This window comes from Bacillus sp. D7-8, assembly GCF_052055895.1.
Taxonomy (GTDB): domain Bacteria; phylum Bacillota; class Bacilli; order Bacillales; family Bacillaceae; genus Bacillus; species Bacillus velezensis.
This window is the reverse complement of the sequence record NZ_CP179922.1, coordinates 1,611,746-1,637,088: the sequence shown is the minus strand read 5'-3', so window position 1 is coordinate 1,637,088 and position 25,343 is coordinate 1,611,746. Positions and strand designations below refer to the sequence as shown.

At 46.1% G+C, this 25,343-nt stretch carries 27 protein-coding genes; all 27 read right to left on the bottom strand.

The window, feature by feature from the left end:
- Window positions 1–58 precede the first annotated feature (58 nt).
- The gene (gene proS, locus ACKTRM_RS08330) at window positions 59–1,753 is read right to left on the bottom strand and encodes a proline--tRNA ligase (RefSeq protein WP_007611460.1); all 1,695 of its coding nucleotides are present in this window, start codon (window positions 1,751–1,753) and stop codon (window positions 59–61) included.
- Window positions 1,754–1,784: 31 nt separating this feature from the next.
- Window positions 1,785–3,053: an RIP metalloprotease RseP gene (gene rseP, locus ACKTRM_RS08325; RefSeq protein ID WP_015417482.1), complete on the bottom strand. Its 1,269-nt coding sequence runs from the start codon at window positions 3,051–3,053 to the stop codon at window positions 1,785–1,787.
- Window positions 3,054–3,059: 6 nt separating this feature from the next.
- On the bottom strand, window positions 3,060–4,211 hold the full coding sequence (dxr, locus tag ACKTRM_RS08320) for a 1-deoxy-D-xylulose-5-phosphate reductoisomerase (protein ID WP_012117564.1): 1,152 nt from the start codon (window positions 4,209–4,211) through the stop codon (window positions 3,060–3,062).
- Between the two features lie 55 nt (window positions 4,212–4,266).
- Window positions 4,267–5,064 carry a phosphatidate cytidylyltransferase gene (locus ACKTRM_RS08315; RefSeq protein WP_007409796.1) on the bottom strand — a complete coding sequence of 266 codons (798 nt, stop codon included), beginning with the start codon at window positions 5,062–5,064 and terminating at the stop codon, window positions 4,267–4,269.
- A gap of 3 nt (window positions 5,065–5,067) precedes the next feature.
- Window positions 5,068–5,850: an isoprenyl transferase gene (locus tag ACKTRM_RS08310; protein WP_007409795.1), complete on the bottom strand. Its 783-nt coding sequence runs from the start codon at window positions 5,848–5,850 to the stop codon at window positions 5,068–5,070.
- Between the two features lie 125 nt (window positions 5,851–5,975).
- Entirely contained in the window at window positions 5,976–6,533 is a 558-nt protein-coding gene (gene frr / locus ACKTRM_RS08305; protein WP_003154212.1) for a ribosome recycling factor, read from the bottom strand.
- 2 nt (window positions 6,534–6,535) lie between these two features.
- Window positions 6,536–7,258, bottom strand: coding sequence for a UMP kinase (gene pyrH / locus ACKTRM_RS08300; RefSeq protein ID WP_003154213.1), 723 nt, complete (start codon window positions 7,256–7,258; stop codon window positions 6,536–6,538).
- A 145-nt stretch (window positions 7,259–7,403) separates the two neighbouring features.
- Window positions 7,404–8,285 carry a translation elongation factor Ts gene (tsf, locus tag ACKTRM_RS08295; RefSeq protein ID WP_007611455.1) on the bottom strand — a complete coding sequence of 294 codons (882 nt, stop codon included), beginning with the start codon at window positions 8,283–8,285 and terminating at the stop codon, window positions 7,404–7,406.
- Window positions 8,286–8,384: 99 nt separating this feature from the next.
- Complete coding sequence (gene rpsB / locus ACKTRM_RS08290) at window positions 8,385–9,125, bottom strand: 30S ribosomal protein S2 (RefSeq protein ID WP_003154215.1); 741 nt, start codon at window positions 9,123–9,125, stop codon at window positions 8,385–8,387.
- A gap of 143 nt (window positions 9,126–9,268) precedes the next feature.
- The gene (locus ACKTRM_RS08285) at window positions 9,269–9,736 is read right to left on the bottom strand and encodes a DUF6115 domain-containing protein (RefSeq protein ID WP_012117563.1); all 468 of its coding nucleotides are present in this window, start codon (window positions 9,734–9,736) and stop codon (window positions 9,269–9,271) included.
- A 27-nt stretch (window positions 9,737–9,763) separates the two neighbouring features.
- Window positions 9,764–10,528 (bottom strand): RNA polymerase sigma-28 factor SigD, encoded by a 765-nt coding sequence (gene sigD, locus ACKTRM_RS08280; protein WP_003154217.1) that lies wholly within the window; start codon window positions 10,526–10,528, stop codon window positions 9,764–9,766.
- A 26-nt stretch (window positions 10,529–10,554) separates the two neighbouring features.
- The gene (cheD, locus tag ACKTRM_RS08275) at window positions 10,555–11,055 is read right to left on the bottom strand and encodes a chemoreceptor glutamine deamidase CheD (protein WP_003154219.1); all 501 of its coding nucleotides are present in this window, start codon (window positions 11,053–11,055) and stop codon (window positions 10,555–10,557) included.
- Entirely contained in the window at window positions 11,052–11,681 is a 630-nt protein-coding gene (gene cheC / locus ACKTRM_RS08270; protein WP_012117562.1) for a CheY-P phosphatase CheC, read from the bottom strand. The genes cheD and cheC overlap by 4 nt, the downstream gene beginning before the upstream one ends.
- Before the next feature lie 15 nt (window positions 11,682–11,696).
- Window positions 11,697–12,170 (bottom strand): chemotaxis protein CheW, encoded by a 474-nt coding sequence (gene cheW / locus ACKTRM_RS08265; RefSeq protein ID WP_003154225.1) that lies wholly within the window; start codon window positions 12,168–12,170, stop codon window positions 11,697–11,699.
- Between the two features lie 22 nt (window positions 12,171–12,192).
- On the bottom strand, window positions 12,193–14,211 hold the full coding sequence (cheA, locus tag ACKTRM_RS08260) for a chemotaxis protein CheA (RefSeq protein ID WP_023356898.1): 2,019 nt from the start codon (window positions 14,209–14,211) through the stop codon (window positions 12,193–12,195).
- A 5-nt stretch (window positions 14,212–14,216) separates the two neighbouring features.
- The gene (locus tag ACKTRM_RS08255; RefSeq protein ID WP_007409791.1) at window positions 14,217–15,284 is read right to left on the bottom strand and encodes a protein-glutamate methylesterase/protein-glutamine glutaminase; all 1,068 of its coding nucleotides are present in this window, start codon (window positions 15,282–15,284) and stop codon (window positions 14,217–14,219) included.
- Window positions 15,281–16,174, bottom strand: coding sequence for a MinD/ParA family protein (locus ACKTRM_RS08250; RefSeq protein WP_012117560.1), 894 nt, complete (start codon window positions 16,172–16,174; stop codon window positions 15,281–15,283). Before ACKTRM_RS08250 ends, ACKTRM_RS08255 begins: the two co-directional genes overlap by 4 nt.
- Window positions 16,171–17,262, bottom strand: coding sequence for a flagellar biosynthesis protein FlhF (flhF, locus tag ACKTRM_RS08245; RefSeq protein WP_012117559.1), 1,092 nt, complete (start codon window positions 17,260–17,262; stop codon window positions 16,171–16,173). The genes ACKTRM_RS08250 and flhF overlap by 4 nt, the downstream gene beginning before the upstream one ends.
- Window positions 17,262–19,295 (bottom strand): flagellar biosynthesis protein FlhA, encoded by a 2,034-nt coding sequence (gene flhA / locus ACKTRM_RS08240; RefSeq protein ID WP_012117558.1) that lies wholly within the window; start codon window positions 19,293–19,295, stop codon window positions 17,262–17,264. The genes flhF and flhA overlap by 1 nt, the downstream gene beginning before the upstream one ends.
- Before the next feature lie 33 nt (window positions 19,296–19,328).
- Window positions 19,329–20,408: a flagellar biosynthesis protein FlhB gene (flhB, locus tag ACKTRM_RS08235; RefSeq protein WP_007409787.1), complete on the bottom strand. Its 1,080-nt coding sequence runs from the start codon at window positions 20,406–20,408 to the stop codon at window positions 19,329–19,331.
- Complete coding sequence (fliR, locus tag ACKTRM_RS08230; protein ID WP_012117557.1) at window positions 20,408–21,187, bottom strand: flagellar biosynthetic protein FliR; 780 nt, start codon at window positions 21,185–21,187, stop codon at window positions 20,408–20,410. Before fliR ends, flhB begins: the two co-directional genes overlap by 1 nt.
- A 6-nt stretch (window positions 21,188–21,193) precedes the next feature.
- Window positions 21,194–21,463, bottom strand: coding sequence for a flagellar biosynthesis protein FliQ (gene fliQ / locus ACKTRM_RS08225; protein ID WP_003154234.1), 270 nt, complete (start codon window positions 21,461–21,463; stop codon window positions 21,194–21,196).
- Between the two features lie 14 nt (window positions 21,464–21,477).
- Window positions 21,478–22,143 (bottom strand): flagellar type III secretion system pore protein FliP, encoded by a 666-nt coding sequence (gene fliP / locus ACKTRM_RS08220; protein ID WP_012117556.1) that lies wholly within the window; start codon window positions 22,141–22,143, stop codon window positions 21,478–21,480.
- On the bottom strand, window positions 22,136–22,789 hold the full coding sequence (gene fliZ / locus ACKTRM_RS08215) for a flagella biosynthesis regulatory protein FliZ (RefSeq protein ID WP_003154237.1): 654 nt from the start codon (window positions 22,787–22,789) through the stop codon (window positions 22,136–22,138). The genes fliP and fliZ overlap by 8 nt, the downstream gene beginning before the upstream one ends.
- 14 nt (window positions 22,790–22,803) lie before the next feature.
- On the bottom strand, window positions 22,804–23,166 hold the full coding sequence (gene cheY / locus ACKTRM_RS08210) for a chemotaxis protein CheY (RefSeq protein WP_003154238.1): 363 nt from the start codon (window positions 23,164–23,166) through the stop codon (window positions 22,804–22,806).
- Between the two features lie 26 nt (window positions 23,167–23,192).
- A complete protein-coding gene (gene fliY, locus ACKTRM_RS08205) occupies window positions 23,193–24,329 on the bottom strand; it encodes a flagellar motor switch phosphatase FliY (RefSeq protein WP_012117555.1) in 1,137 nt (378 codons plus the stop codon).
- A complete protein-coding gene (gene fliM, locus ACKTRM_RS08200) occupies window positions 24,319–25,317 on the bottom strand; it encodes a flagellar motor switch protein FliM (RefSeq protein ID WP_003154240.1) in 999 nt (332 codons plus the stop codon). The genes fliY and fliM overlap by 11 nt, the downstream gene beginning before the upstream one ends.
- Between the last annotated feature and the right edge of the window lie 26 nt (window positions 25,318–25,343).

Below are 25,343 nucleotides of genomic sequence, written 5' to 3'. Positions count from 1 at the left end.
ATGAGGTACCTTCTTTTTTCTCTATTTTAACATGATTTTGTATGATTCGTTATGGTGATTACTTCGTCTTGATAAATTCAGAAAGCTCATCCACTGAAACTTCGGCAGATTCACCGGTTTTGCGGATTTTCACTTCTACGATGCCTTCATCGGCACGTTTTCCGACAGTGATGCGGATCGGAAGGCCGATCAGATCAGAATCAGCAAACTTCACGCCTGCGCGTTCAGCGCGGTCATCGTATAATACCTCATAACCTTCCGCCTGGAATTTGCCGTAAAGCTGTTCAGCAAGCTCTTTTTGCGCTTCGTTTTTCATATTCAGCGCCAAAATATGAAGGTCATACGGAGCAACGCTTTTCGGCCAGATTAAGCCTTTTTCGTCGTGATGCTGTTCAGCGATGGCTGAAAGCGTTCTGGACACGCCGATTCCGTAACATCCCATCAGCATCGGCTGCGCACGCCCGTTTTCATCAAGGTATGTCGCATTCATCGCTTCAGAGTAACGCGTGCCGAGTTTAAAGACTTGTCCGACCTCAATCCCTTCAGCGAAACGGATCGTGCCTTTTCCGTCAGGTGACGGATCGCCTTCCTGAATGATTCGAAGATCGGCATACGCTTTTACAGACGCGTCACGCTCGATGTTTACGTTTCGGTAATGACGGTCTTTTTCATTCGCGCCGCTAACGGCGTTTACCATTACTTTCACGGCTTGGTCGGCATAAATCTCAATGTCGCCGGCAGCGCCGATCGGCCCCGCAAATCCCGGCTCCGTGCCAAGTTTCTCGGCTACTTCTTCATGAGACGCAAGCTCAACCACTTCCGCGTTCAGAAGGTTTTTCACTTTCACGTCATTGACCTCATGATCGCCTCTTACTAACACGAGAACAAATCGGTCATCAGCTTTAAACAGCATGGACTTGATGCAGGCGCTCGGCTCGATCTGCAAGAACGAAGCGAGCTCTTCAATGCTTTTGACATTCGGCGTATCAATTTTCTCCAATGCCTCGGGTGTTTCATCTGACGGCTCGCTGTTCATGACAACTTCCGCCATTTCCGTATTGGCTGCGTAAGAGGATCCATCGGAATAAGCGATGGTATCTTCCCCTATTTCAGAAAGAGCCATAAATTCATGCGTGTCTTTTCCGCCCATCGCGCCCGAGTCGGCAATAACGGGACGGACGTTTAATTCACAGCGTGCGAAAATGCTGCTGTATGCGCCGTACATATTTTGGTATGTTTCCTCCAGACTTTCTTCAGAAGCATGGAAAGAATACGCATCTTTCATGATGAATTCGCGTCCGCGCAATAACCCGAAACGCGGGCGTTTTTCATCTCTGAATTTAGACTGGATCTGGTAAAGAGTGAGCGGCAGACGCTTATAAGATTTCACCTCATCGCGCACGAGAGAAGTAATGACTTCTTCATGTGTCGCGCCTAAAGCAAATTCACGGCCGTGGCGGTCTTTCAGACGCATTAATTCAGGCCCGTACGTATACCACCTGCCTGATTCCTGCCATGTTTCAGCCTGCTGAAGGGCCGGCATCAGCATTTCCACCGCGTTGATTTTTTCCATTTCTTCACGCACGATCTTCTGAATGTTTTGAATGACCCTGTAAGCCAGGGGCATGTAGCTGTAAACCCCGCTCGTATTTTGTCTGATAAATCCCGCTCTCAGCAGAAGCTTATGGCTTTTTGCTTCAGCATCAGCCGGCACTTCTCTCAGGGTCGGAATAAGCGTCAAACTTTGTCTCATGTCTTCGCACCTCTGATTTTTTACTAGTCAATTATAAGAATAAACGCTGGATATCGTTCCATGTGACAACCAGCATAAGAAGCATTAAGAAAGCTACGCCGATAAATACGACAAATGCTTCCTTGTCACGGTTTATCGGCTTGCCGCGGATTGCTTCAATGAATAAAAACAGCAGCCGCCCGCCGTCAAGCGCCGGTATCGGCAGCAGGTTGACAATTCCCAGGTTGATGCTTAAAAACGCCGCAAACTGGAATAGGTTGATAATACCGGTTTTTGCAACTTGATCCGTCATATCATAAATGCCGACAGGACCCGAAAGCATATCAAGCTTAAACTGGCCTGTCACAAGTTTGCTCAGATTGGTCAGAATCGCTTTTGTGACATCAACGGTAGATGTCGCGCCATAGGCAATCGCTGCAAGCGCGCCTTTTTCAGTCGGCGCATAAGAGCCGAAGCGGCCGATTGTTTTTTTATTTTCATCTTTTACAGCTTCAGGTGTAACCGAGATATGAAACGATTTGCCGTCCCGTTTGACGGCGACATCGATTTTTTTTCCGGGATTTTCTTTTACCGCTGTCACGATGTCGGTCCATGACATCATTTTTTCACCGTTAATGCTCTGGATATAGTCGCCTTCTTTTAAACCGGCAGCCGCTGCGCGTCCATTGTCTGTCAGCTTCCCGAGCTCAGGCTGATTCGAAGGCACGCCTTGAATGAATCCGAGCATGACGAGAATGACATACGCTAAGATGAAGTTCATTATCGGACCGGCAGCAATCGCCTTAATCCGCTTCCATACGGGTTTAGACCCGAATTGTCGATTGTAAGGCGCAATCTGCACTTCTTCTCCGTCTACGATAAAAAAGGAGGTCTGACTGACAGTAAAGCCCGCCAGTTCATCTTCTTTCCCCTGCTCGTACCCGGTAATCTTCATTTCGTGCTCAAGATCAGCCGTCTCCACCTCAATAATTAAAGCGTCGGGATATTTTTCCTTTTGATTAATGATGACTTTTTCCACTTCGTCATCTTTATTAAAAAGAAGCCCGACGGTATAACCGGGTTTGACTTCGATCATCTCCGGGTCTTCACCGGCCATGCGGACGAACCCGCCGACCGGAAGGAGTCTGATCGTATACACGGTTTCATTCTTTTTAAATGAAAAGATTTTAGGGCCGAAGCCGATCGCAAATTCACGGCAAAGGATTCCCGCTCTTTGGGCGAGCAATAAATGCCCGAGCTCATGGAAAAAAACGAGCGTTCCGAAAATAATAATAAACGCGATAACTGTATTCACGAACATACCACCTTATGTGAGTATTGAATTAACGTATCCCCGGGTGTCTTTGTCCACTTCTTGGATATCCGCAAGACTCGGATCCTGAATTACGCTGTGGCGGTCCAATGCTTGTTCAATCAGGTCCTCAATCGATAAGAATGAAATCCGTCCGGCAAGAAAAGCGGCAACGGCTTCTTCGTTGGCCGCATTTAAAACCGTCGGCATCGTTCCCCCTATTTTACCTGATTCAAAGGCAAATTGTAAGCAGCGGAACCTTTCAAAGTCAGCTTTCGCAAAATGGAGGCTTCCGATCTCCCATAATTCAAGCCTTTTTGTTTCAGGCAGAGGCAGCCGGTCCGGATATGTCAGCGCATATTGAATCGGCACCCTCATGTCCGGATTTCCGAGCTGGGCGATGACGCTTCTGTCGTGAAATTCAACCATCGAATGAATGATGCTCTCCTTATGTAATACAACGTCAATCTGTTCATACGGAATGTCAAACAGCCAATGCGCCTCAATGACTTCAAGTCCTTTATTCATCATTGTAGCCGAGTCAATCGTAATTTTTGCGCCCATCGACCAGTTCGGGTGGTTAAGGGCGTCGGCAATCGTTACAGACTCAAGCTCCTGCCGCGTTTTATCTCTGAAACTGCCGCCGGATGCCGTAATGACCAGGCGCTCGATATTTTTGCACTGTTCGCCTTGCAGCGCCTGGAAAATAGCGGAATGTTCGCTGTCGACCGGAAGAAGAGGAACACCGTATCGTTTTGCGTGTCCTTTCACTATATGCCCGGCAGTGACGAGAGTTTCCTTATTTGCAAGCGCAATTGTTTTTTTCTGTTCAATCGCTTTCAAAGTCGGGATTAAACCGACGCTTCCAAGCAGCGCATTGACCACGATATCCACTTCGTCCATGACTGCTGCTTCAATCAGGCCTTCTTCTCCGATGCCGATTTGACATTCATGCGAAAAAGACGCTTCTTTCACTTTTTGATATGTATCCATGTCGCCGACTGCTATATATTTCGGCTGAAACGTTCTGATCAACGGGATCGCTTTCTCGGCGTTTTTACCGAAAGTCATCGAGACGAGACGGAACTGATCTTGATGCATGCGCAATACGTCTAACGTCTGCTCCCCTATTGATCCTGTTGCTCCTAAAAGACAAATATTCTTCAAAATGCCACTCCCATTCTATGCGTCCAGATCGGTCTTATTTTCATATTAGCCTTTCTCATGAAAAAAGCGCAAGCAGAAAGTATAAGAACGGCATGACAAACAAAAAGCTGTCAAATCGATCTAAAATGCCGCCGTGCCCGGGAAGGATTTTTCCCGAATCCTTCACATCATAGTGCCGCTTAAGCGCTGATTCAACCAAATCCCCGATCTGTCCGAACACAGACAGAACAAGCGTGATGACCAAAAGAACCGGATATGAAATCGGAAGGTGCGCAAACAGCTGAAAAACAGCCGTAAAAATAAGGGCGATGACAATACCGCCGAGAAACCCTTCCACCGTTTTGTTGGGACTGATTTCGGGCCACAGCTTCCGCTTCCCGAGCGACTTTCCGACGAAATATGCGCCTGAGTCCGTTGACCATATGACAACGCAGGCATAAAAGATATACAAAAGCCCGTTTGTTTCAATGTTTCTGATTTCAATAAAATAATGAAAACACAGTCCGATATATACCGTCGCGAGAACGATAAACCCGACTTCGTCAAACGTAAAGGTGTTTTTCACGAGCACCGTATAGCTGAGCAGAATCAATACGGCGAAAATCGTTACTTCCATTTTCGCATCGAAAAAATGATACTTGTCCGGCATCATATACAGCCATAACAACAAGAGGCTGATCAGACCCGGAAAAGAAAAAAATCTGAGCTTTTTCATCCGCAAAAGCTCAAAAAGCGCTATACTTCCCATCACGTAAACAAATACGGTGAACGGCAATCCTCCGAAAATAACCAAAAATAAAAATAGTGCCGCTGCCAGAACACCTGTTAACAATCTTTGTTTCATTTCCACCATCCTCTAAATTCCGCCAAACCTCCGGCCCCGCTGCTGAAATTCTCCCACTGCCTGCAGAAAGTGATCTTCTTTAAAATCGGGCCACAGGACATCTGTAAAAACAAATTCACTGTAAGCCACCTGCCAAAGCATAAAGTTGCTCAATCTGATTTCTCCGCTCGTTCTGATGAGCAGCTCCGGGTCCTGGAGTGATTCTGTCATTAAATGCCCGGAAAAGAGCGCTTCATCAATGTCTTCGATATTCAGCGTGCCGCTTTTCACCTGTTCAGCCAGTGCTTTTGCCGCATTGACGATTTCCGTGCGTCCGCCGTAGTTCAAAGCGAAATTGAGAATCAGCCCGTCATTTTGTTCTGTATCTTTTACGGCCTTCTCAATCGCCCTGTACGTATGAGAAGGGAGCGCGGATTCATCTCCGATAATTTTCACCTGTACATTTTCCTCTATTAATTCAGGAAGATACGTATTCAGGAACTCTTCCGGAAGCTTCATCAAAAAGTCGACTTCCATCTTCGGGCGCTTCCAGTTCTCCGTTGAAAACGCATAAAGAGTCAGAACTTTAACGCCGAGCTGACTTGCGAGCTTTGTCACCCTTTTTACCACTTTCATTCCTTCATGATGTCCTGCAATCCGAGGGAGTGAGCGCTTCTTCGCCCAGCGTCCGTTTCCGTCCATAATAATGGCAATGTGTGCGGGAATTTCACCCTTCAGTATGTCTTCTTTTGTATACCGTTCTAAGTTGGAAGCCGCATTCTGCTGATTCTTCCAATTTTTGAGTATGTTGAGCATGAGATTCCTCCGTCACCCAAAAAGGTTGCGTTGCTGATGATCAATGTAATCAACAGTATTAACAAAAAAACCCCCTGTAAACATGAGAGGGTCTTTTCACATTATCTATTGTACATAGTTTTTCATTAAACTTCCATGATTTCTTTTTCTTTGTCCTTCGTGACGCTGTCAATTTTTGACACATATTCATCTGTCAGCTTTTGAACGTCTTCACTGGAAGCACGAAGCTCGTCTTCTGTAATGTCTCCGTTTTTCTCAAGTTTTTTGAGGTCATCGTTGCTGTCACGGCGGACATTACGGACTGCTACTTTCGCTTCTTCCGCGTATTTTTTGACAACTTTGACAAGTTCTTTACGTCTTTCTTCCGTCAGAGCCGGGATCGCGATGCGGATAATTGTGCCGTCACTTGTCGGCGTTACGCCAAGATCAGCTTTCAAAATCGCTTTTTCAATATCGCCGATTGCCGTTTTGTCATACGGTGTGACAACAAGCATACGCGCTTCAGGCACATTGATGGAAGACAGCTGGTTTAAAGGTGTTTGGGCACCGTAGTATTCTACTGTCACTTTATCCAATAGAGATGGGTTGGCACGTCCTGCGCGGACTGACGCCAATTCACGTGAATAAGCGGCAACCGCTTTTTCCATGCGTTCTTTTGTTTGTGTTAATACTTCGTTTGACAACGTTATTTCCCCCTTACGATCGTTCCGATTGATTCGCCGATTACGGCACGCTTAATATTTCCTTCTTCCATAATAGAAAAGACGATCAGCGGAATATCATTATCCATACATAGTGAAGAAGCCGTAGAATCCATGACTTCCAGCCCGTCTTTTAACACATCGAGATAAGATAATTTTTCGTATTTAACGGCTGACTCATCTTTTCTCGGATCAGCATTATACACACCGTCGACATTATTTTTCGCCATTAAGATCACGTCCGCTTCGATTTCAGCGGCACGCAGCGCTGCGGTTGTGTCCGTAGAGAAATAAGGGTTTCCTGTTCCCGCGGCAAAAATAACAACGCGTTTTTTCTCCAGGTGGCGGATGGCTTTTCTTCTGATGTAAGGCTCAGCGACCTGACGCATTTCAATTGATGTCTGCACTCTGGACTGAATTCCGAGCGTTTCCAGGCTGTCCTGCAGGGCAAGTGAGTTCATGACAGTAGCAAGCATGCCCATATAATCGGCAGTCGCACGGTCCATTCCTAAGTCACTGCCCGTTTTTCCGCGCCATAAGTTGCCGCCGCCTACGACTACGGCCACTTCGACGTCAAGCTCAGCGATTTCTTTTACTTGTTTAGCGATGGATTGGATGACAGTCGGATTAATGCCGTTTCCCTGCTCTCCTGCCAATGCTTCTCCGCTAAGCTTTAAAACGATACGATTGTATTTTGGTTTTTCCATAATAACCTCCAAGTGTAAACATTGCCGTTTCCTATTATGCAAGAGAAAAAAAGGTTTGTAAATATAGTTTTAAAAATAGGGAACACAAGTAGTGTCCCCTATACTGCCTGAAAAGCCGCGAAAGATTCGCCAAGGCTTTCCGCCATTATTTTTTCACTTGGTTCATAACTTCTTCAGCAAAGTTTTCTTGGCGTTTTTCAATACCTTCTCCAACTTCGTAGCGGACGTAAGTTTTAACAGATGCGTTTTTCGCAGCCACAACTTGTTTCACTTTTTCGTCTGGGTTTTTAACGAAAGCTTGGTCTAATAAGCAAATTTCTTCGAAGAATTTGTTCAGACGGCCTTCAACCATTTTAGCTACGATGTTTTCCGGTTTGCCTTCTTGAAGAGCTTGCTGAGTCAGAATCTGACGCTCATGGTTTGCTTCTTCTTCAGACACTTGGTCGCGGGAAATGTAACGAGGATTTACCGCTGCAACATGCATCGCGATGTCTTTTGCAAGATCTTCGTCAGTTGTTCCGCTAAGAACGGATAATACGCCGATGCGGCCTCCCATGTGAAGGTAAGCACCGAACGCTTCGCTGTCTTCTTTTGAAATAACAGCAAAACGGCGAAGAGTGATTTTCTCTCCGATTTTAGCAACGTTGCTTGTGATGTATTCTTCAACAGTAGAACCGTTTTCCATTTTTTGACCCATTGCTTCTTCAAGATCAGCAGGAGCGTTTGCAAGAAGGTGGTCAGCAAGCGTGTTCAGAAGCTCTTTGAAGCCTTCGTTTTTCGCAACGAAATCAGTTTCAGAGTTTACTTCTAAGATAACGCCTTTGTTGCCGTCAGTTTTAATAAGAGTAGAACCTTCAGCAGCGATACGGTCAGCTTTTTTAGCCGCTTTCGCAATTCCTTTTTCTCTCAGAAGGTCGATTGCTTTGTCCATATCTCCGTCAGTTTCAGTCAATGCTTTTTTACAGTCCATCATACCAGCGCCTGTTTTTTGACGCAGTTCTTTTACCTGCTGTGCAGTAATAGCCATTTGAATTCCTCCTTATATGTGTAAACAAGATATGTATAGATACATTTTTCTTGAAAAAAGGTGATAAAAGGCAGTCCCTCTTATCACCTTTTGATTAGGTTACGCAGTTGTCGTTTCTGTTTCAGGTGCAGTCTCTTCAGCAGCTTCCGCTTCTTCTTCGCCTTGCTTCGCTTCAAGAATAGCATCTGCCATTTTAGAAGTAAGAAGTTTGACAGCGCGGATTGCGTCATCGTTTGCAGGGATTACGACATCAATTTCATCAGGATCACAGTTTGTATCTACGATTCCGATGATAGGAATGTTCAATTTGCGAGCTTCCGCAACAGCGATGCGCTCTTTGCGAGGATCGATGATGAATAATGCATCAGGAAGATCCTTCATGTCTTTAATTCCGCCGAGGAATTTTTCAAGACGCTCTAATTCTTTTTTCAATTGAACAACTTCTTTTTTCGGAAGTACTTCAAATGTACCGTTTTCTTGCATTTTCTCGATGTCTTTCAGACGCTTAATGCGTTTTTGGATTGTTTCGAAGTTTGTCAGTGTACCGCCCAACCAGCGTTGGTTGACATAGTACATGCCAGAGCGTACAGCTTCTTCTTTAACAGAATCCTGAGCTTGTTTTTTTGTGCCGACGAAAAGAATTTTTCCGCCTTCAGCAGCAAGGTTTTTCGTGAAGTTGTAAGCTTCCTCTACTTTTTTCACTGTTTTTTGAAGGTCAATGATGTAGATTCCGTTACGCTCCGTGAAAATGTAACGCTTCATTTTTGGGTTCCAGCGGCGTGTTTGGTGGCCGAAGTGAACACCAGCTTCAAGCAATTGTTTCATAGAAATAACTGACATGTGATTTCCTCCTAATAAAATGGTTTTTTTCCTCCGCTTAGGTCATTTTTGTGCAGAACTGCCGTTTGCAGCACCCTCTGCATAAATCGTTAAGCGTGTGTATTTAACACCAAGACATAATATAACACAGCTTTATGCGACAATCAAGAATCCTTTACAGCTTTGCCGCGAAATTTTAAAAACAGCTCGATTTCTGTCTTTCCGCTCTGCATCCGTTTGGCGATTTCCGCGGGGGTGAGCCCTTGTTCATATAATTCTGAAACACGTTCTTCAAACGAATGCGCACCGTTGTTTTCATCACTTTCAGCCCGTTCCGTTGCACTGATGAGCTTTTCCATGTGGTCCGGAATATCAGGCTCTTCTTTCGGTTCCGCCAGGGGTTCGGCGTCTTCTGCGTCCGGCGCTTGACGGCTTTTTGCGTCTTCGAGTCTTTCATTTTCTTCTTTCAGCTCAAGCAGAAACGCTGCAAGGGTGTTTTCCGTCTCTTCAAGAATCTTCTTCTGCTGGCGCTCCGTCTCCTTGAGGGCTGAAAACCTCGTGTACAGAATAATGACGGCATAAAGCAGTACGCCGTGAAGCACAAAGCTTAAAAGCCATAATAGTGTTGACATGTTTTTCACTCGCTAACCATGAGTTCATTATTGAATTACTTTTTCAAGCAGATGCTTTAATTTAAACAGCGCCTTTGAATGAATCTGTGAAATCCGCGACGTCGAAAGGTTCAGGACTTGTCCGATCTCGGTCAAAGTCAGTTCTTCTTTATAGAATAAACTGACGACAAGCTGCTCTTTTTCAGAGAGCTCGTGAATTTTGCCCGCAAGCTGAGCGATCAGCTCGTCCTTCATGATTTTTTCTTCCGGCGGCACATTTTTGTCATCTCTGATCATCACTTGAATATTCTCACCGTCATCCTGGTCGTGAAGCTTTTCATCAATTGATAAGAGATTGGCAAAAAAACCTTCATTCATCGTTGATACTACGTCCTGCTCCGTCATCCCCAGCTCTTCTGCGATCTCTGAAGGCGTCACATTCCGAAGGTAGCGCTGTTCAAGTTTTTCGATCGCCGCTTCGACTTTTTTTGTCTTCTCCCGTGAAGTTCTGGGCAGCCAATCTTCTTTACGCAGCCCGTCGATGATTGCACCGCGAATTCTAAACGAGGCATAGGTATCAAATTTTAAATCCCGGCCGGGGTCAAATTTTTCCAGGGCATCATATAAACCAAGCATACCAAGGCTCATTAGATCGTCTTTATGCACCGATTTCGGCAGTCCGACGGAAATTCTGCCGACATGATATGTGACCAGCGGCATGTAACGGCGCATTAAATCATCACCGGCTTTAGGATCTTTCCACTCTTTCCAGCGCGACCAAAGCACCTGATCTTCATAATTCAAGGATTGCATTGTTATCCCCCTACCTCATACCTTTATTAAATCGTTGTTTCACCTTGTTTAACAGTTCGAATGTGCAGCATGCAGGACTTTGGCTCAAATTCAATCGTCCGGCCGCTTGAGCCGCCCGTATCTTCACTGATGACCGGAATGTTATACAATGAAAGCTGCTCTTTGATGGCCGCTACATTCCTCGGACCGATTTTCATCAGGTCGTTTGTCATTTTAAACTTAAACATCTCCGCTCCCCCGGCGAGTTTTGCCTTCAAGGCAAACTTGCGGCAGCCGGCTTTCAAAAGCATATCAATCGTCATCTTAACGGCGGTGTCCGCGTATTTTGCACGGTTGAGCTCCGCCGTTTTTGATAAACCGGAGTCCGGCAGCATGACGTGAACGAGTCCTGCCGTTTGTTTGTCTTTATCGTATAAAACCAGCCCCACGCATGAACCGAGTCCCGAGGTCCGGATTTTATCCGGGTAACGCGCGACTTGAACATCCGCAATCCCCACTTTAACGACTGCGGCTTCCGCACGGCTCATAAAGCCGCACCCAATGAGACGAAGAGCTTTTCAAAAGAATCATAGTCCGGGAGCATAAACATGTGGGCTTTGAGCTCCTGCCGGCTGCCCTGGTCAAAAATAGAAGTATCCACGACAATGGCATGCTCTCCGACTTGGCTGAGCTCCATCAGCCCTTCACTGATAACCGCGCCGAACATATCAAGTGAGATTTCCGGCACGCTCGGGTAAATCTCAAGCTTTGTCAAATCAGCCAATGCCGTTAAATAGGAACCTGCTAAAATATTGCCGAACTCATGTAAAGCAGAAGAACTCAAATGATCTTCGCCCAACTGGTCAATATCAAAATCCGGATTTCCGATCAGCTCTCTGATAAACTGTTCCGCTTGATCAAAAGGCATGATGAGAAAGATAGAGCCGGTCATGTCGCCTTCCATTCTTAAAAAGATACTGGCGACCGGCGTTTCAGCCCCGCCGAAAAAATCAGCGAGCTCATCAAATGTCAATAAAGTCGCAAACGGCACTTCCATGTCTATCTTTCTGTTCAGCAGCTGAGCCATTGCAGAAGCCGAGTGACCCGCCCCGATATTTCCGACTTCCCGCAAAATATCCATCTGCTCTTCTTTGATCGCTTTAAACTTACTCATGTTGTCTTTTCCCCTTTAAGCATTAGGCTCTCCGGACGCAGATGCCGAAGCACCTTTATCCAGCACCGCATGCGCATCGATAATATTGAGGAGCCTGTTATCTTGCTTGACGATCTGTTTAATCCACACATCCGTTTCCTTTGTCTGGCTTTCAGGCGCGGATTCGATTTCATTTTCATGCACGGTGATGACGTCATTGGCCTCATCCACGACCCATCCGACATCAGCGTCACGGTAAGAAATAATGATAATCCGAGTCTCTTCTGTGATGTCCTGTTCAGGCTGATTCAGACGTTTTCTTAAATCAAGAACCGGGGTAATCACTCCGCGCAGATTGATAACGCCGCGGATATAAGATTCCACACCCGGCACCCTCGTCGGTTTTTGCCACTTTTCAATTGATTTCACCTGGGAAACTGAGATAGCGTATTCTTTCCCATTTATCATAAACACAATCATTTTTTCACCTGTTTTGATTTCAGCAGTCATTCGGGCACCTCCTCGTGTCGTTTTAGTAGATCAGCGCATTGCAATCAATAATCAGCGCCACTTCTCCATTTCCGAGAATCGTAGCGCCGGAAATCGCAAAGACGTTCGTCAAATAGTCGCCGAGTGATTTCAGTACGACTTCCTGCTGTCCGATAAAAGAGTCCACGACAAAAGCAGTGGATTTATCGCCCTTTTTCACGACGATTACATGGAACTGATCGGCATCCTGTTTTGAATCCGTAATGCCGAATTCTTTTTTCAAATAGACGATCGGAACGATTTGGCCTCTGAAATCAATCACTTCTCTGTCATGCGTCTGCAGGATATCTTTCTTATCAATAACAGCCGTCTCTATAATAGAAGAAATCGGTATCGCAAACGTCTCTTCTTCCAGTTTAATGAGAAGAACGGATATAATTGAAAGTGTCAGCGGAAGCTGGATACTGAAAAGAGAACCTTGACCTTCCGCGGATTTGACACTGACAGAGCCGCCGAGTGATTCGAGTTTATTTTTTACGACATCCAGGCCGACGCCCCGCCCTGAAATGTCAGAAATTTGATCGGCAGTCGAGAAGCCCGGAGCAAAAATAAGCTCGTAAATCTCATTATCTTCAAGCGTTTCAGCATCACGTTCGGTGATTACACTCCGCTCGAGCGCTTTTTCAAGAATTTTCTTTCTGTTCAGGCCGGCCCCGTCATCTTCAACCTCAATAAAGACGTGGTTGCCGCTGTGATATGCCTTAAGCACGACATGACCTGATTCCGGTTTTCCTTTATTCACCCGCACTTCAGGCGATTCAATGCCGTGATCGATGCTGTTTCTGATTAAATGGACAAGCGGATCGCCGATTTCATCAATCACCGTGCGGTCCAGCTCCGTTTCAGCTCCGATGATGGACAATTCGATTTTCTTGTTTAATTCCTTTTGAAGCTGGCGGATCATTCTCGGGAAACGGTTAAAGACGGTTTCTACCGGCACCATCCGCATATTAAGAATAATAGACTGAAGGTCGCCCGAGATTCTGGTCAGGCGTTCAACGGTTTCAGTCAGCTCATTGTGGTCAAGCTCTTTGGCGATCTGCTCAAGACGCCCGCGGTCAATGACAAGTTCTTCAAAAAGGTTCATTGAAGAATCCAGTCTTTCAATGTTGACGCGAATCGTTTTCGAGCCGCTGTGATGCTTCGGCTGTTCTTCCGTTTTCGCTTGCGGCTTAGGCTGTTTCTCAGTCTTTTTAACCGGAGCTTCCTTCACCGGTTCAGCCGCTTGCGGTTTTTCGGCCGTTTTTAACGGCGCACCGGCAGAAATTTCGACATTCTCTACTTCTGAAATGCCGCTGATGAGTTCTTTAATTTCTCCAGCAGGCTGCTTTGTCAAGAAACACACCTGAAAATCCGTTCCGAAATCTTCCGTCTCAAGCACTTCCGCGGCGGGTATCGTTTTTGCGACTTCCCCGGCTTCATTCAGCTTTTCAAATATCATGTACACGCGCACGGCTTTGAGCATGCAGCTTTCATTCAGGGAAACCGTTATTTCATAGCGGCTGAATCCTTGCTCTTCCGCCTCTTCAATAACAGTCCGTTCGAACTCGTCATAATTCCATTCAGTTGAAGCCTGTTGTTCTGAAGCCGGCGGTTCTGCTGTTTCGGCTGAAGCCGCAGTCTCATGCACCGCATTTACGTCGAGCTTCGCACTCACTTCAGAAATATCACGTTTGCCGTCTCCTCCGTCAATAATGGACTGCACCATCTCTTCTAGATGATCAAGCGCTTCAAACAGCACATCCAGCCAATCTGATGTAACCGGCATTTCTCCGTTGCGGATAGCGTCCAGCACATTTTCCATCAGATGGGTTAAATGCGCCAGATCTGTATATCCCATCGTTGCGCTCATGCCTTTCAGCGTATGGGCAGCTCTGAAGATGTCATGCACAAGCTGAAGATCTGCCGGATCTTTTTCCAACAGCAGCAGCTTTTCGTTACATGTCTGTAAGTGCTCTTTACTTTCATCAATAAAGACATCTAAATATTGATTCATATCCAATTGATTCACACCCTCTCTTTTTTCACACATCCGGTGATGGATGCCGCGATATCTTCCACATGTTTAATCTCATGAATGAGGCCCGCCTTTATCGCTGACTTCGGCATTCCGAACACAACACAGGATTCGTCCGATTCCGCAATCGTTTTAACGCCGCCTGTTCTGAGCATTTCTTTTACGCCCTCGGTTCCGTCGCTGCCCATGCCTGTCATAATGACGGCTACCTTTTCGTAATCGGATAAGCGGCTTGCCGACCGAAACAAATAATCGGCTGACGGTTTATGCCGGCTTTCCGTATCATGAACGTCAAGAATGATGCGGAGCCTTCCGCCTTCCTCTGCAACCGTCATATTTTTTCCGCCGGGTGCGATGTACACCCATCCGTCTTTCGCTTCTTCACCGTTTTCCGCTTCTTTGACCTGAATATCTGACAAATGGTTGAGTCTGTCTGCAAGTGAAGCGGTGAAACCTTCAGGCATGTGCTGAACGACAAATACAGGCGCCTTTAAATCCTTCGGCAGTTTCGGAATCACCTTTTGCAGAGCCCGCGGTCCGCCTGTAGAGGTCGCGATGAATACGGCCTGTTTGGCGGATTTTGCTTTCGGTCTTTCAAATCCCGCCAAAGCCGGACGTTCCGGGATAGAAGACTCTTTCACTGCCGCCTCAGGTTTTTGTGCGCGGGACAGCCCGGCTGCAATCACCCTCTCAATCAGCTGCTCTTTAATTTTATAAAGATCAAGTGAAATCGCTCCGGAAGGCTTGGTGATAAAATCAAAAGCGCCCATTTCCAGACAGTTGATCGTTCGGTCCTTCCCTTGCTGTGTCTGGCTCGATACCATGATTACGGGAAGTTTATATATGCTGATGATCTTCCGCAATGTATCCGTTCCGTTCATGACCGGCATTTCAATATCAAGCGTGACAACATCCGGTTTAAGAAGCTCTATTTTCTTCAGCGCCTCTTCCCCGTTTCTGGCTGTCCCGATGACTTCTATCTGCACTTCCGCAGCCAGAAAATCGGTAATCATCTTTCTCATAAAAGCTGAGTCATCAACGACAAGCACACGAATCACTGTAAAGTCCTCCTCAATAAAAAAGAAGATAATCTCTCAATAAATGCCGGTTTCTCTTCTCTTGGTTTGTTTTCTTCCGTTTGAAACAAGACATCCGTCAGAAGACGGACGGACCTGCTGGCTTTTGCTTGAGGACTTTTTATTAAAAAAGGCACCTGGTCAATGACGGCTTGACTTACTAGCGGGTCATCGGGTATGGAGCCGGCGAAACGCACCCCTGCGCCTAAAAACGTGTGAATCGCATGAGAAAGGCGGTTGTACGTGTCCAGCGCCTGTTTTTGAGCGCGGGCGCGATTGACGGCAATGTTTACGGTCAGCCGTTCATCCGCGAGCAAAAGATGTTTGATCGCGCTGTAGGCATCCATAATGGCCGTCGGCTCAGGCGTTGTCACAGCGAGAATGTCTTCCGCCGATAAAATAAACGGCAGCTGTTCTTTTGAAAGTCCCGCTCCCATATCAAACAGAACGTAATCAAAATCGCTTAATACAGCGGAAAGACCATTCATAAAAGCCGACCACTTCTCTCTGTCTGCTTGATAGATCGCCTCAAGCCCCGTTCCTCCGGATATGTAGCGAAGGCCTTTCGGACCGGAGGAAAGTGATTGAGCCAATGCGTGCCGATTCTCCATCACATCAATAATGGTGCGGGAAGAAGCAGCGCCGATCAGCACATCAATGTTGCCCATTCCGATGTCAAGATCAATGATGAGTGCTTTTTTTCCTTTTTCCTGCAGGGCAACTGCCATGTTTAATGTTAAATTAGATTTTCCGACGCCGCCTTTACCGCTGATGACGGCTAATGTCTTCGCTTTTTTCTCATAAAGCTCCGGCTTGATCATTTGCCGCTCTCTCATTTTCCTTCTTAATGACTCTGCCTGATCGGGTTTCATGTCAAAAGCATCCTTACAAACTCTTTTGGTGAAGCCGATAGGATGTCTTCAGGCACATCCTGTCCATTTGTCAAATAGGCGGCGCCGATTCTTGATTCCGACAGCACTTGAAACACGGAGCCGAGTGAGGCGGTTTCATCCGTTTTCGTGAAAATGAATTGATTGACCGGCACACCTGAAAACTGTTTCAGCCCCTGTTTCATATCTTCATATTTTGCAGATGCCGATAATACGAGAAAGGATTGTAAGCCTGATTCAAACGGAATCATCTCTTGTAATTCCGTAATATACTGCTCTTCTTTAAAGTTTCTACCGGCTGTATCAATGAAAACATGGTCATATTCAGCGAATTTTTCCAGTGCCTTCAGACATTCTTCCTTTGAATAGCATACTTCAAGAGGAGCCTGAAGCAGCTCCGCATATGTCTTCAGCTGCTCGACCGCGGCAATCCGGTAAGTATCCGTCGTCATAAAGGCAATTTTTTTATGCTCTGTCAGCATTGATGAGGCCGCGAGTTTCGCAAGTGTAGTCGTTTTGCCGGCCCCGGTTGAACCGAAAAGCACGACGTATTTTGATTGAATCCCTTCCTGCCACCTGTCTGCCGAAGGGAGTTTTTTCACTAACAAATCCTGCAGTTTTGAGCTGACATTATCTTCAGTTAAATCTCCGGAAACAATTGAAGAACGGAGCAATTCACTGAGTACGGCGTTTTGCGTATGATCAGGAAGCCCGGCTTGCTTCAATAGTCTCTCGGCTTTTTTTAATGGTTCAGGGAGCACTTCTTTAAAATGCGCCAGTTCGCCGGAAATGCTTTGATCCGGAAGACGTGGCGGCTGAACAGGCTCAGCTTTCTCCGCCGTTTCCGTCTTTTTCATTTCTTCAGCGGCAGCCGGCGGCGTTTTTCTCGCTTCCCTGACGTCACGATCTAAAACCGCTATCACTTCGACGGCCTGCTGCGACCGCAGCCCCAGCCATTTTCGTTTCTTTACTTGTTTGGAATGTAAAATAACGGCATCATTGCCGAGTTCCTTTTTGATTTGCTTCGCGGCATCCTGCATTGAAGCGGCTGTAAATTTTTTTATTTTCATTAAATATCCACCACTCCAATGCTCTGTACTTCAACATTTGCTTCCAGCTCATTATAAGAAAGAACCGGAAGATCAGGGAAATACCGTTCTAACAGCTGTTTTACATACATTCTGACAGCAGGCGAGCAAAGAAGAATCGCCGACTCCTGGCGGATGGAAAGCTGCTCGGCCTCTTTAGCGACAGAACGGATGATGCTGTCTGAAACCTCAGGGTCGAGTGACAGGTAATTGCCCTGTTCAGTCTGCTGTACCCCGTCTGCAATCGCTTTTTCCACCCGGCCTGAGCATGTGATGACCTTCAGCGTTTCATGCTCTCTCGCATATTGTGCCGTGATTTGTTTGGCAAGCGACTGTCTCGCGTATTCTGTCAAAAGGTCTGAATCTGTCGTTAATCTTCCGTAATCGGCAAGAGTTTCAAAAATGGTCACCAAGTTTCTGATTGAAACTTTTTCTCTCAGCAATTTGGCAAGCACCTTTTGAATATCGCCGACAGAAAGAGGGTTTGGCGTGACTTCCTCAACAAGCACAGGATAATTTTCCTTCAGATGATCGATCAGCTGCTTTGTTTCCTGTCTGCCGACCAGTTCATGGGCATGCTGCTTAATTTTTTCTGTAATATGCGTAGATACGACTGATGCCGGATCAACAACTGTATATCCCAGCATGTCCGCTTCATCTTTTGCAGCTTCGCTGATCCATTTTGCGGGAAGTCCGAACGACGGCTCTATCGTTTCAATTCCTTCAATGACGTCATCTTCAGGCGTCGGTGACATCGCTAAGTAATGATCTAGCAGGAGCTCTCCTTTAGCGACTTCATTGCCTTTAATTTTCAATCTGTATTCATTCGGCTGGAGCGCGATGTTATCTCTGATGCGCACAACCGGAATGACAAGTCCCAATTCAAGCGCAAGCTGACGTCTGATCATGACGATGCGGTCAAGAAGATCACCGCCCTGCCCCGCGTCTGCAAGCGGCACGAGTCCGTATCCGAACTCAAATTCAATCGGATCAATATGTAAAAGCTGCACAACGCTTTCCGGGCTTTTCAGTTCATCCGCCTGAGCCTCTTCTTCAAGAATTTCTTCCTCTTCTTCGCTCGGCTTATCCGCTTTGGACAGCATGTAAGCGCCGAATGCAAGCAGACCGGCGATCGGCCCCGTCAGCAGAATGCCGATCGGTGTAAGAAGACCGAGCAAAAGTACAGTTCCCGCAGCTACATACAAGAGCTTCGGATAAGCAAACAGCTGGCCTGTAATATCATGACCGAGGTTTCCTTCAGATGCCGCTCTCGTCACGACAATCCCTGTAGCCGTTGAAATGAGCAAGGCCGGCATTTGAGAAACGATACCGTCACCGACCGTCAGCATTGTAAAGTGAGACGCAGCTTCTTGTATGCTCATCCCCTGCTGCAGCATGCCGATTACGATTCCGAAAATAATATTGATCATCACGATGATGATACCCGCGATGGCATCCCCTTTGACGAATTTGCTCGCACCGTCCATGGCGCCGTAAAAATCCGCTTCCCGGGCGACTTTTTCACGTCTGTGCTTTGCATCCTGCTCCGTAATCATGCCGGCATTTAAATCCGCGTCAATACTCATTTGCTTTCCGGGCATCGCATCGAGCGTAAATCTCGCCGCCACTTCCGATACCCGCTCGGCGCCTTTTGTAATGACGATAAACTGAATAATAATCAAGATAATGAAGACAACAAGCCCTACCAGCACATTTCCGCCGACAACGAAATTCCCGAATGTCTCAACAACCTTTCCCCCTTCTCCGCGAGAAAGAATCGAACGTGTCGTCGACACATTGAGCGAAAGCCGAAACAGCGTCAATAACAGCAGCAATGACGGGAATATCGAGAATTGCAGCGGTTCTTGCATATTCATTGTGGTGAGAAGCACGATCAACGCAAGAGAGATATTAATGATGATCAAAATACTTAACAACCATGGAGGGAATGGAATCACCAGCATTGCCACAATGAGGACAACACTTATTAAAACCGATAAATCTCTTGTTGACATGCTGTTTTTCTCTCCTTTTGAATCTGAAATTCACTATACTTTTTGTTTCGTTTTATATACATAAGCCAAAATTTCCGCAATGACTTTGAAAAACTCTTCCGGCACGGCCTGGTCAATGTCAACCTGATCATATAACGCACGCGCGAGCGGCCTGTTTTCAATCGTCATGACATCGTGTTCTTTGGCGATCTGCCTGATTTTTAATGCGAGATGGTCCACCCCTTTGGCAACAATGTAAGGGGCGTCCATTTTCTTTTCATCATATTTTAAAGCTATCGCATAATGGGTCGGGTTGGTAATGATGACATCCGCTTTCGGCACTTCCTGCATCATCCGCCTCATCGCCATTTCCCGCTGCTTCTGCTTAATTTTGGACTTAATTATCGGATCACCCTCCGATTTTTTGTATTCATCTTTTATATCCTGCTTTGACATTCTGATATTTTTCTCATAGTCAAAACGCTGATATAAGTAATCAAGCCCGGCCAGCAGCATTAAAGCCCCTGATCCCGCAAGCCCCATCCAAAGAGTGAGCTTGGAAACGAAAGTGAGCACTTCCGCAGGAGTCAAAAGCGGAAGGCGGAGAATATCGCCATAATGCAGCCAGAGCACCATAAAGGCGGCAAAACCGACCACAGTAATCTTCAAAATGGATTTGACCAGTTCAACAATCGCCCTCATGCTGTAAATCCGCTTAAATCCTTTCAGCGGGCTGAGCTTATTCAAGTCAGGCTTGAGGACTTCCGCAGAAAACAGAAAACCCACCTGCATGTAATTGCTCACGACACCTGCCACAAGCGCGACCAGCATAATCGGCGCGAGGATGAGGCTGATATCTTTCACCGTATCCACGAACAGTTCATGCACGGCAGATGCAGACAGATGTAATGATATCGATTTCGTATAAAACGTTTTAATAAAGGACAGCAGCCTGTCCCGCATATAAGGACCGAGCGCGATCAGCGAAAGAAAGATAATCAGTAAAGAAACGGCTGTATTCACATCCGTACTTTTCGCGACCTGTCCTTTCTTTCTTGTATCCTTCCGTTTTTTCGGAGTGGCTTTCTCCGTTTTTTCACCGGCAAAGAATTGCAGATTCAGTCTGAGCCTCATCATGTCACACCGACCAATGCCAATAGATTCCGCATGGTTTCAACGGTAAGGCTGAAGATGTTGCGGACAACGACAAACATCACCGCCATACAAACGATCAGCATAATAAAGCTCACGGCTATTTTCAGAGGAAGCCCGACAACGAAAACATTCAGCTGCGGCACCGTTCTCGCCACGATACCGAGCGCCAAATCAACTAAAAACAGACTGGCCACAACCGGCGCAGACATTTGAAAAGCGATAATAAACATGGCATTGAAGCTTTTTGCGATAAAAAGTCCAAAGTGATCATTTCCAAACGACGGAAATGCCTGATCAAGCGGGATATACTGAAAGCTGTAATAAATCCCGTCCAACAAAAGATAATGGGCGTTTATGCTGAGCATAAATAACAGCGCCAGCGTATAAACGAATTGTCCGATCAGCGGGCTTTGCGTTCCTGATTGCGGATCAATGACATTGGCGATGGAAAAGCCCATCTGAAAATCAATAAAGGAACCTGCTATCTGAATGGCTGTCATCATCATGAAAGCGATCAGCCCGAGGCTCAAGCCCACAACGGCCTCTTTTATGACAAGAAGCATATACTGTTCCCCTATTTCTATTTCCGGCGCATGTTTCAGCGTGCTGAAGCAGATCACCGAAAGAAAAAAAGCAAAGCCGATTCGGTGAACCGCCGGCAGATTCCGATGCCCGAACACCGGCACCGTTACAAAAAAAGCAGAGATTCTGATAAAGACCAATAAAAAAGCGGGAAATAAATCAATGATGGAATTCATTTGATTCTACCCTGCAAATCGGTTCAGATGAGAGAACAGATCAGTTGTGAACGAAAGAATCGTCGACAGCATCCAAGGACCGAAAAAGATCAGTCCAAGCATCACCGCCACGATTTTCGGAATGAACGCAAGCGTCTGTTCCTGGATTTGAGTTGTCGCTTGAAAGATACTGACGAGCAAACCGACGATCAGCGCGATCGCAAGCAGCGGCCCGCTGATCATTAGTGTTACATATACGGCTTTTTCCGCCATGGAAATTACAAATTCTGAACTCACAATTAGCACCTACCCTAAAAGCTGTCAAGCAAAGATTTCACGATTAAATACCATCCATCGACCAAAACGAAAAGCAATATTTTAAAGGGCAGAGAGATCATAACCGGCGGTAGCATCATCATTCCCATTGACATTAAGACGCTCGCCACGACCATATCGATAATTAAAAACGGAATAAAAATCATAAAGCCCATTTGAAAAGCGGTTTTGAGTTCTGATATCGCATAAGCGGGCACCATCGTCGTCAAAGGAATATCCTGAATCGATTCAGGTTTTTTCATTTTGGCATAGTTCATAAACAGCGCCAGATCCTTCTGCCTTGTATGCTTGCTCATATACTCTTTAATCGGCTTCTCGGCTTTTGTATATGCTTCATCGAGACTGATTTTGTTGTCCATCAGCGGCGTTAAGGCTTCCTTATTAATCTCTGAAAAAGTCGGCGCCATAATAAAAAACGTCAAGAACAGCGCAAGGCCGATTAAAACCTGGTTGGGAGGCATGTTCTGCGTCGCCAGTGAGGTTCTTACAAAAGACAGGACGATGACGATTCTCGTAAAGCAGGTCATCAAAATCAGAATCCCCGGCGCCACTGAAAAGACAGTCAAAAGCAGCAGTAATTTAACAGTGGAGCTGACTTCGGTCGGACTGTTTGAATTAAAAAGATTAATGAATTCATTCATGGTGATAAGGGCCTTTCTTCTTTCCTTCAGAACGGCTTTGTTTCAGCTCGTTCAGCTGTTCTTTCAGCGCTTTTGAAAACGACGGAAGCATCGTTTGCGGCTTTTTTTCTCCATCCTTACGCGGATTTACGAGCTTGGTCCATTCCACTTTTGAAGACATCGACTCTTCGTATTGGCTCAGAATCGCCTCGCGCTCTTTTTCATCTTCAATTTCTTTTAAAAGCTGTATCGTTTCGCCCACACCGACTACGAGAACGCTGTTTCCCACTTTGATCAGCTGCACGGAACGGTTTTGGCCGACTGACGTTCCGCCGATATTTTCTACATATTGAAACGGCTTCAGCAGACGGTTTCTTCTATTCATCAGTTTGACAAATCCATAGATCAGCAGAATGACGAATAATAACGCCCCAATCATCTTTACAAAATCAAAAGCGGAGACAGAAGATGCAGAAGCATCCCCTATCTCTTGATCAGCCGTTTGTTTCGATGTATCGCTTTTTTTCTCTGTTTTGTTTGTTGATTGTTTGTCAAACCATTCGTTGACGGTGGAATTGTCAGACTCCGCCGCAAAAGCAGGGAACGGATGTACATTGAGTAAAACGAAACAACAAATCAAAGCTAGTAAACCATGACTCTTTTTCAACAGTCGTACACCCTTTAGCTTAATGTTTTATTAATAGCTTCAAGCACGCGGTCCGCTTGGAACGGTTTCACGATAAAGTCTTTTGCGCCGGCTTGAATCGCGTCAATAACCATTGACTGCTGGCCCATAGCCGAACACATAATGATTTTCGCCTGCGGATCGATTTGTTTAATTTCCTTTAAAGCTGTAATCCCGTCCATTTCAGGCATTGTAATATCCATTGTCACAAGGTCGGGGGAATGCTCTTTGAATTTTTCGACTGCCTGCGCTCCGTCTGAAGCTTCAGCTACAACGTCAAAACCGTTCTTCACTAAAATATCCTTGATCATCATTCTCATAAATGCTGCATCGTCTACAATTAAAATTCTGTGTGCCATAATCTGTTTCTCTCCTCTATGTTCGCTTATTTTAAATTGTTAAGGCGGTCTGCCTGACTTAAAATATCAGTGACTCTCACGCCGAAGTTTTCTTCTATGACAACGACCTCGCCCTTTGCCACGATCCGCTGGTTGACCAGGATGTCAACAGGTTCACCAGCCAGCTTGTCAAGCTCAATAATGCTTCCCGCAGAAAGTTCAAGGATTTCTTTGACGCTTCTCTTCGTTCTGCCGAGCTCAACCGTAACGGAAAGCGGAATATCCATCAGCATATCAAGGTTATTCCTTGATCCTTGCGCCGCTTCGTTATGATCAAACGCCTGGAATTCTACCGGAGCGACTTGAACAGGAGCAGCTTTTTTGGCGGTTCCCTGTCTCTTCGGAAGCTCGGGTTTTGCCTGCGGCTCCGGCTGCATGGCAGGTTCCGGCTGCGGCGTTTCGTATGTTTCCTGTGGTTCTGATACGGTTTCTGCGGCCTCTGACTCATGCTGGTCTGCAGTCATCAGGTCTGCGATCAGATCTTTCGCAAACGTAATCGGATAAAGCTGCATGATGCTCGAATCGATTAATTCGCCGACTTTCAGACGGAATGACACTTTTACGAGCAGGTCATCCTCAGGTATTCTGTCAGTTCCTTTTTCTTCCATCACATCCAGAAGTTCAACCCTTGGCGGAGAAATGTCAATCTTTTTACTGAACACGGTCGACATTGACGTAGCAGCCGAGCCCATCATTTGATTCATTGCTTCCTGCACGGCGCTCAGGTGGATTTCACCGAGTGACGGATCGGCGCCCCGGCCGTCTCCGCCGATCATCAAATCCGCGATGATGGCCGCGTCGCTTTGTTCGACGACGAGCAAATTGCTGCCGTCAAAGCCTTCTGTGTAGTTCACTTCAATGGCAACATACGGATGAGGAAATTCATCACTGATTTTGCTTTTTGAAATGACGGTCACACTCGGCGTCGTAATGTCCACTTTTTGATTTAAAAGAGTGGACAGCGCCGTAGCCGAGCTGCCGAACGAAATATTCCCGATTTCTCCGATCGCATCGCGCTCAAGTTCAGACAAGTTTGCCCCTTGAGGCTGTTCTGTATCCTCTGATTGACTGCTTGTGCCGTTAAGAAGAGCATCGATTTCATCTTGAGATAATCTATTGTTCATCTTGTTCACCTCTTATGTCGTGATCTAAAATTTGCACTGCCTGTCTTCGATTCACCCGGCCGGCCTGCCCTAAAAACTTCGGTTTGTTTCCGACCAATACAGTAAGAGGATCAGTCACTGATTTGTCCAGAGTTATACAGTCCCCGACTTCCAAACTTAAAAATTCTTCTATTGTCAGTTCAGAAGCGCCCAAGAGAGCCACAACGGGAATTTGAGCCGTCATGATGCGCTTTTCAAGCAACTTCGTTTCTTCGGGCTTCGCTTCATTCCGGTCTGATTGCATCCAATAATGTACGGAAAGCTTAGGGATAATCGGCTCAAGTACGACATGGGGAATACAAAGATTAATGACACCGCTGATTTCACCTATCTGTGTATTGAGAGAAATGACAACGACTGTTTCATTTGGGGAAACCATCTGTACAAACTGAGGATTCACTTCAAATTCAGTCATTTCAGGGTCAATATCAGCAATCGATTGCCAAGCTTCTTTGTAGTTGCCCAGTGCATTTTCAAATAAGTTAGAAATAATATTCGTTTCAATTTCCGTAAGGCTGTCAGCTTTGTTATGAGTGATGCCGATGCCTCCCATGACGCGGTCAAGCATTGCGTATGCGATAGTGGGATTAACCTCCATCATGATTCTGCCTTCCATCGGATGAACATCGAATAAATTTAAAATCGTCATGTTCGGTATGGAACGGATAAATTCTTCATACGGCACCTGGTCAACTGAGCTGACGGATATATGAATATACGTTCTGAGCTTGGCGGAAAAGTGTGTTGTGAGAAGCCTCGCAAAGTTATCATGTATCCGGGTTAAACTGCGTATCTGATCTTTCGAGAATCTGAGAGCCCGTTTAAAATCATATACCTTTACTTTTTTCTCTTTAACTTCCTTTTTCAGCTCTTCCGCATCCGCCTCACCCGTGGAAATGGCGGAAAGCAGTGCGTCTATTTCATTTTGGGAGAGAACTTCTCCTGACATTTTCTTCACCTCCGTATTCTGTCAAA

Excerpts from the sequence above, each read along its gene's own strand:
- ACKTRM_RS08315 (WP_007409796.1), bottom strand. The coding sequence starts at position 5,064 with ATGGTGGAAATGAAACAAAGATTGTTAACAGGTGTTCTGGCAGCGGCA.
- proS (WP_007611460.1), bottom strand. The coding sequence starts at position 1,753 with ATGAGACAAAGTTTGACGCTTATTCCGACCCTGAGAGAAGTGCCGGCT.
- fliP (WP_012117556.1), bottom strand. The coding sequence starts at position 22,143 with ATGAATGAATTCATTAATCTTTTTAATTCAAACAGTCCGACCGAAGTC.
- flhF (WP_012117559.1), bottom strand. The coding sequence starts at position 17,262 with ATGAAAATAAAAAAATTTACAGCCGCTTCAATGCAGGATGCCGCGAAG.
- cheD (WP_003154219.1), bottom strand. The coding sequence starts at position 11,055 with ATGAGCCGTGCGGAAGCCGCAGTCGTTAAAGTGGGGATTGCGGATGTT.
- pyrH (WP_003154213.1), bottom strand. The coding sequence starts at position 7,258 with ATGGAAAAACCAAAATACAATCGTATCGTTTTAAAGCTTAGCGGAGAA.
- cheW (WP_003154225.1), bottom strand. The coding sequence starts at position 12,170 with ATGACTGCTGAAATCAAAACAGGTGAAAAAATGATTGTGTTTATGATA.
- ACKTRM_RS08310 (WP_007409795.1), bottom strand. The coding sequence starts at position 5,850 with ATGCTCAACATACTCAAAAATTGGAAGAATCAGCAGAATGCGGCTTCC.
- fliM (WP_003154240.1), bottom strand. The coding sequence starts at position 25,317 with ATGTCAGGAGAAGTTCTCTCCCAAAATGAAATAGACGCACTGCTTTCC.
- ACKTRM_RS08285 (WP_012117563.1), bottom strand. The coding sequence starts at position 9,736 with ATGTCAACACTATTATGGCTTTTAAGCTTTGTGCTTCACGGCGTACTG.
- tsf (WP_007611455.1), bottom strand. The coding sequence starts at position 8,285 with ATGGCTATTACTGCACAGCAGGTAAAAGAACTGCGTCAAAAAACAGGC.
- fliY (WP_012117555.1), bottom strand. The coding sequence starts at position 24,329 with ATGAACAATAGATTATCTCAAGATGAAATCGATGCTCTTCTTAACGGC.
- cheY (WP_003154238.1), bottom strand. The coding sequence starts at position 23,166 with ATGGCACACAGAATTTTAATTGTAGACGATGCAGCATTTATGAGAATG.
- rpsB (WP_003154215.1), bottom strand. The coding sequence starts at position 9,125 with ATGTCAGTTATTTCTATGAAACAATTGCTTGAAGCTGGTGTTCACTTC.
- sigD (WP_003154217.1), bottom strand. The coding sequence starts at position 10,528 with ATGCAATCCTTGAATTATGAAGATCAGGTGCTTTGGTCGCGCTGGAAA.
- cheC (WP_012117562.1), bottom strand. The coding sequence starts at position 11,681 with ATGAGTAAGTTTAAAGCGATCAAAGAAGAGCAGATGGATATTTTGCGG.
- ACKTRM_RS08250 (WP_012117560.1), bottom strand. The coding sequence starts at position 16,174 with ATGAAACCCGATCAGGCAGAGTCATTAAGAAGGAAAATGAGAGAGCGG.
- flhA (WP_012117558.1), bottom strand. The coding sequence starts at position 19,295 with ATGTCAACAAGAGATTTATCGGTTTTAATAAGTGTTGTCCTCATTGTG.
- fliR (WP_012117557.1), bottom strand. The coding sequence starts at position 21,187 with ATGAATTCCATCATTGATTTATTTCCCGCTTTTTTATTGGTCTTTATC.
- rseP (WP_015417482.1), bottom strand. The coding sequence starts at position 3,053 with ATGTTCGTGAATACAGTTATCGCGTTTATTATTATTTTCGGAACGCTC.
- flhB (WP_007409787.1), bottom strand. The coding sequence starts at position 20,408 with ATGAGGCTCAGACTGAATCTGCAATTCTTTGCCGGTGAAAAAACGGAG.